The following is a 13,434-nucleotide window of genomic DNA, read 5'->3' on the forward strand; positions in this document are numbered from 1 at the left end:
GGTATTAATGGATGACTTGCAGGGTGTCTTGAGAGGGCAGAAGATAGCATATTTCTCCATGGAAGTGGGCTTAACAAACGAAATCCCAACGTATGCCGGCGGTTTAGGCACTCTTGCAGGCGACGCTATTCGTTCAAGTGCAGATTTAAAACTTCCTCTTGTGGCTGTTACGTTAATTAGTAAGAAAAATTATTTTCAGCAAAAGCTTGATTCTGAGGGACGACAAAGCGAGCAACCCAGCGAATGGAACCCTCAACAGTTTATGACCCTTTTGCCCAATGAAGTTACTGTTGAAATTCAGGGCAGACCTGTTAAGGTCAAGGCTTGGCTCTACAAATACAAGGGCGTAACTGGCGGAGTTGTTCCAGTGTTTTTCCTTGACACCGATTTTGACGGCAACCTACCTGAAGATAGAGAAATCAGTTTTTACCTCTATGGCGGCGACGAACGCTACAGACTAAAACAGGAAACTGTTCTGGGTTTTGGCGGCGTTCGAATGCTGGATGCTTTGGGCTTTAAGGTTCGAAAGTACCACATGAATGAAGGACACTCTAGTTTTTTGGCACTGGAACTTCTACATAAGAACGGCATGGACTCATCAAAGGTTTGTGAATTATGCGTGTTCACTACGCATACGCCTGTGGAGTCTGGTCACGACCGATTCAATTATGATTTAGTGCGCGAAGTATTAGGCAACTCTACAGATTTAACGCTACTTCGGCAATACGGAGGCACTGAACGGTTGAACATGACACTTTTGGCTTTGAACCTAAGCAACTACGTTAACGGTGTGGCTAAGCGTCACCAGCAGGTTTCGCAAAAAATGTTCTCCGGCTACACAATTAACGCCATAACAAACGGCGTGCACTCCTACACTTGGACAGGCGAGAGCTATCGACGACTCTATGACAAGTACCTGCCCGGTTGGACGATAGAACCTGCACTTTTGGCGAAGGTTGACCGCATTCCAGACGAAGAAATTTGGCAAGCGCACAAAGAACAAAAGGATGCATTGATTAATTTTGCCAATCAAGCCGTTAATGGCAAGCTACGTAATGATGTGTTTACGATTGGGTTTGCGCGTAGAGCAACAGAATACAAGCGAGCAACTATGCTTTTCTCAGACATTGAACGATTAAGAAAAATTAGTAGGAAGAACAAGGTTCAAGCTATCTACGCTGGGAAGGCACATCCGCGGGATGGCGGAGGTAAACGACTCATAGAACAAATTTATACTTATGCTAAAACGCTAAAGGGTGATGTGGAAATAGTTTATTTGGAAAACTACGACATGAACATCGCAGCTAAGATGGTTGGAGGCGTGGATTTGTGGTTGAATACGCCGCTTCGACCTATGGAGGCTTCAGGTACAAGTGGAATGAAAGCTGCTCACAACGGCGCGGTAAATTTTAGCGTTCTTGATGGTTGGTGGATTGAGGGTTGGATAGAGAACCTTACTGGTTGGTCTATAGGTCCGCATCCTGATGAAGGTTTAGAAGACCAAAGTTGCTTCCTCAAGGAAACCGATGACCTCTACAGCAAGCTTGAGTACATAATCACACCGATGTTTTACAATAACCGTGATGAATGGATAAAGATGATGAAAAACTCGATTGGTAAGATAGCCTACTATTTTAACAGCCACAGAATGATGCACCGCTACGTAACTGAAGCTTACTTATAAGCAAATAGAAAAACGTTTAACCGCAGTTTTTTTCGGCATCAAATTGGAAAAAGAGTTTTAAGGTAACACCGTTAAATCTATTGCGGAGATAAAAAGATAATGACTATTCAAATTAGACGTGTTTTAATTGAAGCCCTAAAAGCTCGAGAGACATCCCTTGTGGATTTGTCTCAGGTGCTTTGTTCTGTGAACGGTGTTGAAGAATGCGACATTGTCGTCACCGACGTGGACGTAAAAACTGAAACCATAAAGCTCACGGTACGTGGCACCAACATTGAATATAGCGGCATCCTGACAATTCTTCAGGATAACGGTGTTTCAGTCAAAGGCGTTGACGAAGTGAACGTGGCAAAAGTAAAGCAACGCCCTGCTTGCTAGATAAGCTGGTCAAGCAAGAAACCAATGATAAAAGCAAGCGCTCCGAAAGCAACCATTCTTAATCCTTTTTTGTAGGGATTTGTTTTTCCAACCCGCCCCATGAAAACTCCTGCGCCAAATAACGTGCCTAACGCCAACGCAACAGACACCCACCCAGCTATTTCTCTTTGAAGTATTCCTATGAAGGCGAGAACGAACGGCGTAACAGTTATGGCACATGAGAATAGTGGTGTTGCAAAGTTGATGGCGGTTGCAAGAAGTATAGTTGATTTTGCAGTTTTCTGGATGCTCGTATCCGTTAGATCGGTAAATAACGCTTTTTCTAGATCAGCGATTTTTCTTTCTTGCTCTAAACTTTCTGCCTCATAAACGCTTACACCTGTTGAAATGCCCAATGCGATACTGGTTGTGAGCATAGTAACAATTATTACGTTTAAACCTGCATGGCCAGCTAAGGCTGAGCCGACGATTATTCCAAGCAGCATAAAAGTTGAATCAAAAAGTGTGTTAATGAAGAATCGGCGAATTATCGGACCAACGTTTTCTTGTTTGAGTATTTTTCGTAAGCTTTTCAGGCTGCGGCACCTTTGCGACTAATCAACGTAAAACGTAATTATAAGTGCTATCCTTCAAAATTTTTTCTTAAAAATGTTAACGCCTAACTAAAAGAGTTTAAAAAGAAAAATGGGTTAGGCACCTATGCCTAGCAAGCCTAGAAGGTTGTACTGCACAATTAATGCTGCAAACAGTGAAGCTACAAGCGACATAACCGTAATCATCGTATTCAACGAAGGACCAGCAGTATCCTTGAATGGGTCACCAACCGTATCACCGACAACCGCTGCTTTGTGCGCTTCTGAACCTTTACCGCCATGAACTCCTGTTTCGATGAGTTTCTTTGCGTTATCCCATAATCCTCCTGCGTTAGACATAAGCAGAGCCAAAAGCAAACTTGACAGTATAGCGCCAGCCAAGAAGCCGCCTAGTGCGTTGATTCCGCCAATGAAGCCGACTAGTAGCGTAGCTACAATGATTACAACGCTGGCAGGCATTAACTCGCGAATTGCACCTACGGTTGCGATGTCGACACATTTGGCATAGTCAGGTTTTACGCCTGGTTTGCCTTCTCTTAGGCCTGGAATTTCGTTGAATTGTCTTCTGATTTCAGCTATCATTCGTTCTGCATTTTTGCCTACACCTAACATAAGCATCGCTGAGAATACAGCAGGGATAGCTACTCCGATAAGCGCTCCAAGCAAAACCATCGGGTTCATGATGTCAAAGACTGCAACGTGACCAGCGCTTGCCGCGATTTCTTGGAAAGCAGCCAGAAGTGAAATCACCGTTAAACCTGCAGCGCCGATAGCGAAGCCTTTCGTTATGGCTTTAGCGGTGTTTCCTGCAGCGTCAAGTTGGTCAGTAATAGCAATAACTTCCTCGCTTAGTCCTGATTGCTCAGCAACTCCTTTAGCATTGTCAACGATTGGACCATACGCATCGTTTGAAACTGTTAAGCCGACGATTGAAAGCATGCCGACTGCCGCCATTGAAATCCCGAAAACTCCGAAGGTGACTCCGCCTAAAGGTTCAAGAAGCAAGTACGAAACTGCCGCTGCGACGCCTATGCCAATCAATGGTAAAATTATGCTTCGTAGACCATACGAGAAGCCTGTGATGATATTTATGGCAGGACCGCTTTTTGAAGCCTCAGCAGTCTTTAGCACTGGCGCTTTATCTTCTGAAGTAAAGTAGTCTGTTGTTACTCCGATTATAACGCCTGCGACCATGCCGATGGTGGCTGCGCCCCAGATTCTCCAGTCGTATGCCAAAACATATGTTGTTATAGCTGTTAAGACTGCAAAGATGGTGCATGTTATGTATGTGCCCATATTTAGGGCGAATCCGGGGTTGCCTTTTTTGCCGATTCTAATGCTCAGTGACCCGATTATGGAAGCGAATATGCCTACAGCTGCAAATACCAGCGGTATCTGAATGTACAAAGTACCACCAGTTAAGGAGAGCGCTGCGCCCAGAATCATGACTGCAACGATGCTTGCGACGTAAGAGTCAAACAGGTCTGCGCCCATTCCAGCAACATCGCCCACGTTGTCGCCAACGTTGTCAGCAATCACGGCAGGGTTTCTTGGGTCGTCTTCTGGCAGGTCAAGTTCTACTTTGCCAACAAGGTCAGCGCTAATGTCTGCAGTTTTAGTGTAGATGCCACCGCCTGCCTTGGCGAATAGCGCGAGAGCACTGGCTCCGAAGCTAAAGCCTAAGACGATTTGTGGGTCGCCTGTTAGGAAATAGACGACGCTTATACCTAGTAATCCTATGCCGACAACTGAGAAACCCATGACTGCGCCACCTCGGAAGCCAATTGGAAACGCCCTGTTTAAGCCTTGTTGGGCGCCGTTGGCGACTTTGGCGTTGGCTTTGGTTGCGATGCTTAAGCCTAGAAAGCCTGCTAGTGCGGAGAATGCTGAGCCGAAGATGTAGGCTAACATGAGTGAAACATTTTCTAGTATGTTGCCTGTCCAGATTGGTTTAGGAAGGAAGAGGAGTAACAGAACAGAAATGACGCCGACGAACATGAATAATACCGTGTATTCTCGCTTTATGAAAGCACGGGCTCCAAGCCTGATTGCATCGGAGATTTCCCGCATTTTTTCGTTTCCGCTGTCTTGTTTGTCTACGTATCTATAGAAGTAAAGTCCGACTACAATTGAAATTAATGCAGCTATTGGTGCTATTAACCATGGTTCCAAATTTTTCACCTTATTTTATCGCTAGCTGTTCGTTTTTATTGTAAGTTGTTTATTAGCTTTTTTTAAACCTATCAAAAATATTATAAGTAGATAGCAAAGCAAAGCATTAGATAATAACTTGTTAGAGAGAGGAGAGCGCAAGTGGCGAAACAATGGCATGGTAAAACGCTTGAAGAAGTAACAGGCGAACTAAACGTTACAAATAAGGGATTAACTAGTCAAGAAGCACAAGAACGACTCAAGAAATATGGTTACAACGAACTCGTGGCAAAGAAACGCCGAACCGCTCTCCACATGTTCCTCGACGAGTTCAAAGATGTTTTCATTCTCCTTTTAATCGCTGCCACTATAATTTCGGCAGTTATCGGATATTACGACATACTTACTGGCACGGCAGAAGGCGTTTTAGAAGCCTTCGCTGACGCCTTAATTATCGGAATAATTGTGCTTTTAGTCGCCATTACAGGGTTTGTGCAGGAATTCCGCACTGAAAAAGCCTTGGACGCTATGAAAAAGCTAACGGCGCCCAAAGCGCGGGTAATTCGAGACGGGCAAGAAGTTATCATTCCAGCCAAGGAACTTGTTCCCGGCGACATTTTGGTCTTGGAATCAGGCGACCATGTGCCTGCAGACGCACGAGTTATGGAAGCCATTGAGCTTAAAACAAGTGAAGCCATCTTAACAGGTGAATCGACACCGGTAAATAAGGGCACAGCAGTTGTAAACGATGAAACTCCTATTTCTGAAAGGCGCAACATGCTGTTTACAGCTACGCATGTTGTTTATGGAAGAGGAAAAGCTGTTATAGTCAACACTGGCATGAACACGGAGTTCGGCAAAATCGCTGAAATGGTTCAAACAACCGAAGACGAGGAAACCCCCCTGCAGAAGAAACTCAACAAATTCGCAGGGAAACTAGCAAAGATTGTAGTTGGAGTTTGCGTCCTAATATTTGTCCTCGAAATCTTCGATGTCATCAGAACGGGCCAACTCATAATTAACGATTTCATCTTAGCCTTCATGTCAGCCATATCGCTGGCGATTTCCGCTGTCCCAGAAGGCTTACCCGCCATAGTTACGGTGGCTTTGGCTCTTGGAGCACGCGAATTTGCAAGACGTAACGCCATCGTTCGCAGACTATCCTCTGCTGAGAGCCTTGGTGCGGTGACAGTTATCTGCTCTGACAAGACGGGTACGATAACAAAAGGTGAAATGACTGTTCGAGAAGTATACGCTGATAACGAATTCTTAGAGCTTACGGGTGTTGGTTATGAGCCGAAAGGAGAATGTACACAGAACGGAGCCGCTGTTAAACCTAAACCTGAAGCAGAACTGCTCTTCAGAATGGGTGTCTTAAACAATAACGCTCAACTTCGAAAGAAGAGCGATAATAGTGGTTATGAAATCTTTGGCGACCCAACCGAAGGCGCCTTAATTACTGCTGCTGAAAAAGCATGTGTCCTAAAGCAAGAGGTTGAGAATGCTTATCCACGCATCAGGGAAATTCCTTTCACCTCTGAGCGCAAACGCATGACCACCTTGCATAAAACCCCTGAGGGCAAAGTTGTGGCTTACACGAAGGGTGCTCCAGAGACCATACTGGAGAGATGCAAGTTTATTCTTGAGAACGGTAAAGAAACGAAACTTACAAAGGCAAAAGCAGACAAGATTTTAGAAGCAAACGCAAAACTGGCCGGGGATGCACTACGTGTTCTAGCTTTCGCATACAAATCTTTGCCAGAGCAGAGTGAGGAAATCAGCGATGATGCGATTGAGCAAGACCTTGTTTTTGTAGGCTTACAAGGCATGATTGACCCACCCCGACAAGAGGCCATTGACGCAAACAAAACTTGCCGCAAAGCTGGAATAAAAACAGTTATGATAACGGGCGACCACAAACTTACTGCTGTTGCAGTTGCTCGTGAAGTAGGCATATTCCAAGAAGGCGACTTGGTCTTAACTGGAACAGAACTAGACCAACTCAATGATGAAGAATTTGCTGAGAAAGTTGAGAAGGTCTCAGTTTACGCACGTGTGTCGCCAGAGCACAAATTGCGTATTGTGAACGCATTAAAGAAAAGAGGTCACATTGTAGCCATGACAGGCGACGGCGTCAACGATGCACCCGCAGTCAAAGCCGCTGATGTTGGCGTTTCAATGGGCATAACAGGCACCGACGTAACCAAAGAAGCCTCCGACTTAATTCTGACAGATGACAACTTTGCCACTATCGTTAAAGCCGTGGAGGAAGGCAGAGTCATTTACGACAACATACGCAAGTACGCGCGTTTCCTAATCTCATGCAATTTCGATGAATTATTAGTCATCGGATCATTCGCACTCTTAGGCGGAATCTTCGGCAACTGGCTATTCCCATTGCCGTTGCTCCCTGCGATGATACTCTGGATAAACCTCGTAACAGATGGCGCCCCAGCAGTGGCTCTCGCAACCGACCCGCCTGATGTCGATGTCATGAGTAGACCACCTAGGAAACCTAATGAGGGCATATTGCATGGCATGGGCAGATTCATCGTGCTATCGTTTATTTTGCAGTCAATCGGAACAATTTTAGTGTTCAGTTTGGAATACTACATATTCCCGTCACACCCATGGATGATAAACGGTGTAATCGACGAAGCAGCAAGACAACTAACCTATGAAGAAGCGACAACAACAGCGTTCGTTCAAGCAGCCATGTTTGAGTTACTGGTTGTCTGGAACTGCCGCTCAGAAAAACGTAGTGTCTGGCGCATGGGAAGAGACGCGTTCAAGAACAAGTTCTTCGTCATTGCAGAAATAATCTCTATCGCTGCAACATTAGGCATATGCTACTTACCAATTACACAGCAACTCTTCCACCTTGTACCCTTGAGCATCACGGACTTAGCGTACGTAATCGGCATTTCAGCGTTGGCACTATTGGTGTTACCTGAATTTACAATGAACAAGAAGCTTTGGAAGTGGAGCTAGCGAAATAATAATCGCAAAGCAAATCGTTAAAAGTTCAATGCATTACTCCTTTTTCTTTTCTTGTATTTTACCATGGAAAAATCCAAGGAAACAAATATTAAAAGAGATGCCCTTTTTCAAAGGAGCGGTAATAATTAAGGGTTGGAAGTGCAATATCGAACGTTTGGCATTCATTTGAAAAAGAAGAGGCTTTAAGGGCGCTTAGCTCTGATGAGGCTGGTTTGGGTTTTGAAGAAGCAAAAAAGCGTTTAGCTCAATATGGACCTAATGAATTAAGGAAAGAAAAAGGCAAATCGCCGCTCAAACTTTTTGTGTCACAGTTCACCGACATTCTCATGGTCATTCTTATCCTTGCCATGCTCTTGTCTTTAAGTTTAGGCATCTACGAAAACTCAATGGAGGAAATATACGGTGCAATCATTATCTTCGCCATTATCCTTGCCAGCGCAGCATTAGGCTTCACGCAAGAATTCCGAAGTGAAAAAGCCGTCGAAGCACTAAAACGCATGACCGCTCCAACAGCCAGTGTTCTTCGTAACGGAAAAGAAACAAAGGTTCCTGCCAGCGAGCTTGTTCCAGGCGACATCATTGTACTTTACACTGGTGACAAGATTCCTGCAGATGCCAGGCTAATCGAGGCAGTTAACCTCAAAGTTGATGAAGCTGCATTAACAGGTGAATCAGCTCCAGTTGGTAAATCTACTGAAGCATTGCCTGAAGATACTGATCTAAATGACAGACAAAACATGGTTTTCACTGGAACAATCGTTGCTTACGGAAGAGCAAAAGCAGTGGTTACAACCACAGGAATGGCTACTGAATTTGGCAAAATCGCAACAATGGTCCAGTCAACAAGCCAAGAACAAACCCCCCTTGAAAGAAGAATGGGCAGTGTTGGCAAATGGATAGGCATACTAGCCATAATTGTTTGCATCAGCGTTGCCGCCCTTGGAATTATTCAACAAAGAGACATACTCACCATGATTCTGTGGGCAGTAAGCCTAGCCGTCGCGGCTGTCCCTGAAGCGTTACCTGCAATTGTAACTGGCGCTCTTGCAGTAGGTATGTATCGAATGGCTAGAGTCAACACCATCGTTAAACGTCTTCCAGCTGTTGAAACTTTGGGGTCAACGAGTGTAATTTGCTCAGACAAGACAGGAACAATGACTAAAGGCGAAATGACCGTTCAACGCATTTACATCAATGGCAGTTTCATCAAAGTTACAGGCATAGGCTACGCTCCTGTAGGCGAATTTCAATGCGAAGGAAAAACCATCTGTGCAGGTGACGAGTTAAAGATGCTTTTGCGAGCGGGAAACTTATGCAACGATGCCAAACTCCAAAAAGAAAAGGAAAAATGGACAATTAACGGTGACCCCACAGAAGGCGCTTTAATAGTTGCCGCCGCAAAAGCAGGTGTCTCTAAAGAAGAGCTTGAGGCGCAAGAGCCCCGAATAGCGGAGATTCCGTTTTCTTCCGAGCGCAAACGCATGACGACAATCCATGAAACCAAAGACAAGAAAAGAATTGCTTACATGAAGGGTGCTCCTGAGGTTGTGCTGGAAAAATGCTCAAGCATCCTCAAAGACGGCAAGGTTGTAGAGTTATCAAAGGAAACTCGTGTTGAACTGTTAAAAGTTACTGAAGCCATGGCGCTCCAAGCGCTGAGAAATTTGGGCTTTGCCTATAAGGAACTGGGTTCTGGCTCAAGCTTTGAAGAGAAGGATGAGCATGATTTTGTTTTCGTTGGCATTGTAGGTATGATTGATCCTCCACGTGACGAAGTTAAACAAGCCATTCATCTTTGCCGTGATGCCGGCATTAGAGTTGTTATGATTACTGGCGACCATAAATTAACTGCTACAGCGGTTGCTAGAGAACTCAACCTCGTCGGCGAGGACGATCAAGATAAAATCCTAACAGGTGCGGAGCTTGATAAAATTAGTGATGAGCAGTTAGTTGAGATGGTGGATAGGATTTCGATTTATGCGCGGGTTGCTCCTGAGCACAAGACCAAGATTGTTAAGGCTTGGAAGGCAAAGAATCAAGTTGTAGCAATGACTGGTGACGGCGTTAACGACGCTCCTGCGCTGAAGATGGCTGATATTGGCATTGCGATGGGGATAAGCGGCACCGAAGTCACCAAAGAAGCCTCAGACATGGTTCTTGCTGACGACAACTTTGCATCCATAGTTAAGGCTGTGCGCGAAGGCAGAGAGATTTATGATAACATCAAAAAATACCTAACTTACCTGTTGCGCTGCAACATTATGGAAATTATTGTTATGTTTGTGGCGGTGATTTCTGTACCTTACATTGCTGCTTTGGTTTCGCCAGGCGCAGATGTCGTTGCTATTGGTGAGGCTACTATTGCTTTAACTGCTGTTCAGATTCTGTGGGTTAACTTGACGACTGATGGTTTGCCAGCTATTGCTTTAGGTCTCGACCCTGGCGACCCAGATTTGATGCAACGTAAGCCTCGCGACCCAAAGGAGAGCCTATTCACACGTGATGTCAAGATTTACCTCACTGCTGCCCCGATACTGATGAGCGCATTGCTTTTGTTAGGTTACTTCATTTACAGACCGTGGGAGGGGGCTCAGCAATTGATTGAGGCGCGTACGCAATTGTTCACGGCAATTATCTTGATGGAGTTGGCTAATGCTTTGGCTGCGCGGTCATTGAAGTACCCGACGGTTAAGGTTGGCTTGTTCAAGAACAAGTTCTTGTGGTATGCGATAGCCTCGTCTATGGTGCTTCAGCTAATAGTACTCTATGTTCCTGGTGTTCAGGGTATCTTTGGTGTAGCGCGTCCAGAGTTGATGGATTGGGCATTGGCGATTCTGTTTGCAGGTATTGCGTTTGCCGCGCTGGAAATCGGCAAATACATTGGTTGCAGAAAAGCAAAGGCATGTTAGCGTTAGAAAGTGTTATATTGAAAAACCGTTACACACTTGGACTTAAAAGTGATTGACTATGACGTTAGTTGAAAAGTTAGCGAATCCTGCTCCTTTGGGGCTGTTGGGCTTTGGCTTAACGACGGTACTGTTAAATTTGCATAATGCTGGCTTGTTTGGGCTTGACTCGATGATTGTAGCTATGGGCATTGCTTACGGCGGTTTAGCGCAGGTTATCGTGGGCATCATGGAGTTTAAGAAGGGAAACACGTTTGGTACTGTTGCGTTTACGTCCTATGGGCTTTTCTGGTGGTCTCTGGTGACGCTTTGGGCTGTTCCGCGTTTGTCATTCTTTAATGCTGGTGGTTTAGCGCCAATCGGTGCTCCGTCGAACACGGCGATGGCGGCGTACTTCTTTATGTGGGGTTTGTTTACCTTTGCTATGTTCTTTGGAACGCTTAAGGCTAATCGTGCTTTGCAGTTTGTGTTCATGAGTTTGGCGGTACTGTTCTTTTTGCTGACGGCGCGTGAGTTGCTTGGCAACCCACAATGGTTTAACACAATCGTAGGAATTGAAGGCGTAATATGCGGTTCCAGCGCAGTTTACCTTGCATTTGCTGAAATCTTAAATGAAACGCACCAGAGAACGATTTTGCCGATATGCCCAGTTGACTAAAAAACAAACCAGTTTACTTTTTTATTTTATCTATTTCCTTGAAAAAACTTATATGCTCTGAGGCTTATTTTCCCAGCAAATTTAAGGTTGAATTATAATGTCCGAGGCAAGTTTACCTTTCGACGAGAAATATAGCCCAAGCATTGTCCATGTTTCGTTTGGAGACAAAAGGAAACAAGAATGGGAAAAATCAATCAATAATCCTCAAGAATATTGGAGTGAAAAAGCTAAAGCAATCGACTGGTTTAAGCCCTTCACCAAGGTTGTTGACGATTCTAATCCGCCATTTTTTAAGTGGTTCCCTGATGGCGAATTAAACATCTCATATAACACGCTTGATAGGCATGTCAAGACTGCCCGCAAGAACAAGCTTGCCTACATTTGGGAAGGCGAAATGGGTGAAGTGAAAACTTACACTTACTACCAATTGTACCGTGAAGTAAACAGGCTTGCTAAAGTACTCAAGGATTATGGTGTAAAGAAAGGTGACCGTGTTGCTGTTTTCTTGCCTGTTATCCCCGAGTTGCCGATAACTTTGCTTGCGACCGCAAGAATTGGCGGTGTCCATGCGGTTGTGTTTTCTGGTTTTAGCGCTGAAGCCCTCGCAGACAGGGTGAATGATTGTGGCGCTAAGATTTTGGTGACTTCTGACGGTTCGTTCCGTCGTGGAAAACCAGTTGCAATCAAAGACACAGCAGACCGCGCATTGCCAAACATGCCGGGCATCGAGAAAGTCATCGTTGTCAAACGCACTGGTCAGCCGATTCAGATGCAAGAGGGAAGAGATGTTTGGTACCATGAGGCTTTGGCGAACGTTGGCGCCAATGTGTATGTTGAACCAGAAAGCATGAAGTCAACTGACCCCTTGTTTATCTTGTACACTTCTGGAACCACAGGCAAACCGAAAGGTGTCCAGCATGGCACGGGCGGTTATCTGGTTTGGGCTTATTGGACACTTAAGTGGGCATTCAACCCCACTGACGAAGATATTTACTGGTGCGTTGCTGACATCGGTTGGATTACAGGACACACATACAACGTGTATGCCCCTCTCAGCCACGGTATAACCGCATTCCTCTTTGAGGGCACACCTGACTACCCAGCCCAAGACCGCTGGTGGGATATGATTGAACGCCACGGCATCACCATCCTGTATGGAACCCCGACTGCTGTGCGCATGTTCATGAAGTTCGGTGAAGAATGGGTCAACAAGCACGATTTGAGCACTCTGCGCGAGTTAGGCTCTGTTGGCGAACCCATTAACCCAGAAGCATGGAAATGGTACTACCGCGTCATAGGCAAAGAAAAACTCCCAATCATCGACACCTGGTGGCAAACAGAAACAGGTGGATTCATGATCTCCCCTGCAGCAGGCATAGAAATAACACCGCTAAAACCAGGTTCAGCCACGTTGCCCTTGCCAGCAGTTGACGCTGACATCTTCGATGAAAAAGGCCAATCAGTTCCACAAGGAACCAAAGGCTACCTAGTAATCAAGTCACCTTGGCCAGGAATGCTTCAAACCATCTGGAAAGACCCTGACCGATTCAAACAAACATACTTTGGCAGGTGGCCAGGAATCTATTATGTCGGCGACTACGCAATCCGTGACCCTGACGGCTACTTCTGGCTACTAGGCAGAGCTGACGAGGTTCTCAAAGTTGCTGGGCACCGCATCGGAACCGTTGAATTAGAAAGTGCGTTGGTTTCGCATCCAGCAGTGTCCGAAGCCGCAGTCATGGGCAAAGAAGATGCAGTGAAAGGCGAAGTCCCAGTAGCCTTCGTAGTGTTGCGCGGCGGATTCACGCCCTCAGACGAGCTTCGAGCTGAACTCATAAAACACGTGCGAACAACCATTGGACCAATCGCAACCCCAGACGCAATCGTCATGGTTAACAAGCTACCGAAAACACGCAGCGGCAAAATCATGCGCAGGCTCCTCAAAGCAGTATTGTCAGGCGCGCCATTAGGCGACACCTCAACCATCGAGGACGAAGGCTCAATCGAAGACATCAAAGCCACATACAACGAACTACGAAAGCAACTCACCAAATAAACAATTTT

8 protein-coding genes are annotated in these 13,434 nt (G+C 45.5%); 6 read left to right on the top strand and 2 right to left on the bottom strand.

What is annotated here, in order from left to right:
- Positions 1-7: 7 nt before the first annotated feature.
- Positions 8-1,684 carry an alpha-glucan family phosphorylase gene (gene glgP, locus NWE95_12440; protein MCW4004709.1) on the top strand — a complete coding sequence of 559 codons (1,677 nt, stop codon included), beginning with the start codon at positions 8-10 and terminating at the stop codon, positions 1,682-1,684.
- 99 nt (positions 1,685-1,783) lie between these two features.
- A complete protein-coding gene (locus NWE95_12445) occupies positions 1,784-2,062 on the top strand; it encodes a hypothetical protein (GenBank protein ID MCW4004710.1) in 279 nt (92 codons plus the stop codon).
- Here NWE95_12445 and NWE95_12450 read toward each other — a convergent pair.
- Both NWE95_12450 and NWE95_12455 read right to left on the bottom strand, forming a co-directional pair.
- Positions 2,059-2,547, bottom strand: coding sequence for a hypothetical protein (locus NWE95_12450; protein ID MCW4004711.1), 489 nt, complete (start codon positions 2,545-2,547; stop codon positions 2,059-2,061). The genes NWE95_12445 and NWE95_12450 overlap by 4 nt on opposite strands.
- A gap of 204 nt (positions 2,548-2,751) precedes the next feature.
- Positions 2,752-4,827, bottom strand: coding sequence for a sodium-translocating pyrophosphatase (locus NWE95_12455; protein MCW4004712.1), 2,076 nt, complete (start codon positions 4,825-4,827; stop codon positions 2,752-2,754).
- Between the two features lie 141 nt (positions 4,828-4,968).
- Here NWE95_12455 and NWE95_12460 point away from each other — a divergent pair, with 141 nt between their 5' ends.
- The 4 genes from NWE95_12460 to acs all read left to right on the top strand — a co-directional run bounded on the left by NWE95_12460 (position 4,969) and on the right by acs (position 13,426).
- The gene (locus NWE95_12460) at positions 4,969-7,797 is read left to right on the top strand and encodes a cation-translocating P-type ATPase (protein ID MCW4004713.1); all 2,829 of its coding nucleotides are present in this window, start codon (positions 4,969-4,971) and stop codon (positions 7,795-7,797) included.
- Positions 7,798-7,949: 152 nt separating this feature from the next.
- Complete coding sequence (locus NWE95_12465; protein MCW4004714.1) at positions 7,950-10,715, top strand: cation-translocating P-type ATPase; 2,766 nt, start codon at positions 7,950-7,952, stop codon at positions 10,713-10,715.
- 58 nt (positions 10,716-10,773) lie between these two features.
- Entirely contained in the window at positions 10,774-11,370 is a 597-nt protein-coding gene (locus NWE95_12470) for an acetate uptake transporter (protein MCW4004715.1), read from the top strand.
- A gap of 97 nt (positions 11,371-11,467) precedes the next feature.
- Positions 11,468-13,426, top strand: coding sequence for an acetate--CoA ligase (gene acs, locus NWE95_12475; GenBank protein ID MCW4004716.1), 1,959 nt, complete (start codon positions 11,468-11,470; stop codon positions 13,424-13,426).
- Positions 13,427-13,434: the final 8 nt, after the last annotated feature.

The organism is Candidatus Bathyarchaeota archaeon (genome assembly GCA_026014725.1).
GTDB lineage: Archaea > Thermoproteota > Bathyarchaeia > Bathyarchaeales > Bathycorpusculaceae > Bathycorpusculum.